The sequence below is a fragment of the Streptomyces sp. NPDC093801 genome (assembly GCF_040701585.1).
Classification (GTDB): domain Bacteria; phylum Actinomycetota; class Actinomycetes; order Streptomycetales; family Streptomycetaceae; genus Streptomyces.
Map to the genome: position 1 here is coordinate 1 of NZ_JBFBDP010000115.1, position 1,752 is coordinate 1,752.

The following is a 1,752-nucleotide window of genomic DNA, read 5'->3' on the forward strand; positions in this document are numbered from 1 at the left end:
GGACGTTCCGTTCGAGCGTCTGGTGGAGGAACTCTCCCCCGCCAGGTCCATGGCCCGGCACCCGCTCTTCCAGGTCATGCTCACCCTGCAGAACACCACCCATGCCGAGCTCGAACTGCCCGGTGTGCAGGTGGAAGTGGTGGCCCCCGAGCGCACCACCGCGAAGTTCGATCTGGACTTCCAGTTCGACGAGCGGTTCCACGCCGACGCCACGCCGGCGGGACTGCGGGGCGTACTGACCTTCGCGACCGACCTGTTCGACCGGACGACGGCGAACGAGCTCGCACAGCGCTTCGTACGCGTCCTCCAGGCGACCGTCAGCGATCCAGGGCAGCCGATCAGCCGAGTGGACGTCCTCGACGCGGCGGAGCGACACCGGATCCTCAACGAGTGGAACGGCACCGCCCAGGGCGAGCCGACCGGCACACTTCCCGACCTCTTTGCGGCCCAGGCGGCCCGGACCCCGGAGGCGGTCGCGGTCGACGCCCGGGACGGCGAGCTGAGCTATGCCGAGCTGGACGCGCGGGCCAACCGGCTGGCGAGGCTGCTCATCGAGCGCGGCGTCGGCCCGGAGTCCCTGGTCGGTGTGCTCATGGAACGCTCCGGCGATCTCATCGTCGCCCTCCTGGCGGTGCTCAAGGCCGGCGGAGCCTATGTGCCGATCGACCCGGACTACCCTGCCGACCGCATCGCCTACGTACTCGGCGACGCGCGGCCGGTGCTGGTGCTCGCCGGCCGCGCGGCCGCGGACACGGCCGGCCCGGCCCTTGACGGGCTGCCCTGTCTGACGGTGGACGGGCCGGACACCACCGCTCGCCTCGCCGAGCTCAGCGGCGCCCCGGTGGGCCGGGCCGAGCGCGCGGGTGTGCTCCTGCCAGACCACCCGGCCTATGTGATCTACACGTCGGGCTCGACCGGGCAGCCGAAGGGCGTGACCGTTCCGCACGGCAACGTGGTACGGCTCTTCGACGCCACGGAAGCATGGTTCGACTTCGGTTCCGACGACGTGTGGACGTGGTTCCACTCGTTCGCGTTCGACTTCTCGGTGTGGGAGATGTGGGGAGCGCTGCTGCACGGCGGTCGCCTCGTCGTCGTGCCGTTCGACGTGTCCCGGTCACCGGCCGAGTTCCTGAGGCTGCTGGTCAGGGAGCAGGTGACCGTCCTCAGCCAGACGCCCTCCGCGTTCGACCAGCTGATGCGGGCGGAAGCACAGGACCCGGCGTCGGGTGACGGTCTGGCGCTCCGCTCGGTGGTGTTCGGCGGGGAAGCGCTGGAGCCGGGGCGTCTGCGGGAGTGGTACGCCCGCCATCCGGAGCACGCTCCCACGCTGATCAACATGTACGGCATCACCGAGACGACCGTGCACGTCACCTACCTGGCCCTGGACGAGACCTCGACGGTGGGGACCGCGTCCGGAATCGGCCGGGGCATCCCGGACCTGCGGCTGTACGTGCTGGACGGCGCCCTCCAGCCGGTGCCGCCCGGTGTGGCGGGCGAGCTGTACGTCGCGGGAGCCGGCCTTGCCCGGGGTTACCTCAACAGACCCGGTCTGACGGCGGAGCGGTTCGTGGCGAACCCTTACGGACCGGCGGGCTCCCGGATGTACCGCACCGGTGACGTCGCGCGGTGGAGCGGCGTCGGAGAGCTCGAATACCTCGGCCGGGCTGATGACCAGGTCAAGGTCCGGGGTTTCCGGATCGAGTCGGGTGAGGTCGAGGCGGCGTTGGTGTCGCATCCGTCGGTTTCGCGGGC

Annotated in this window: 1 protein-coding gene; it reads left to right on the forward strand. The window is 70.7% G+C overall.

Going from position 1 to position 1,752, the window contains the following annotated elements; all coding sequences use genetic code 11:
- A partial coding sequence (locus tag AB0469_RS41135) for an amino acid adenylation domain-containing protein (protein WP_366456733.1) occupies positions 1–1,752 on the forward strand: 1,752 nt, incomplete at both ends.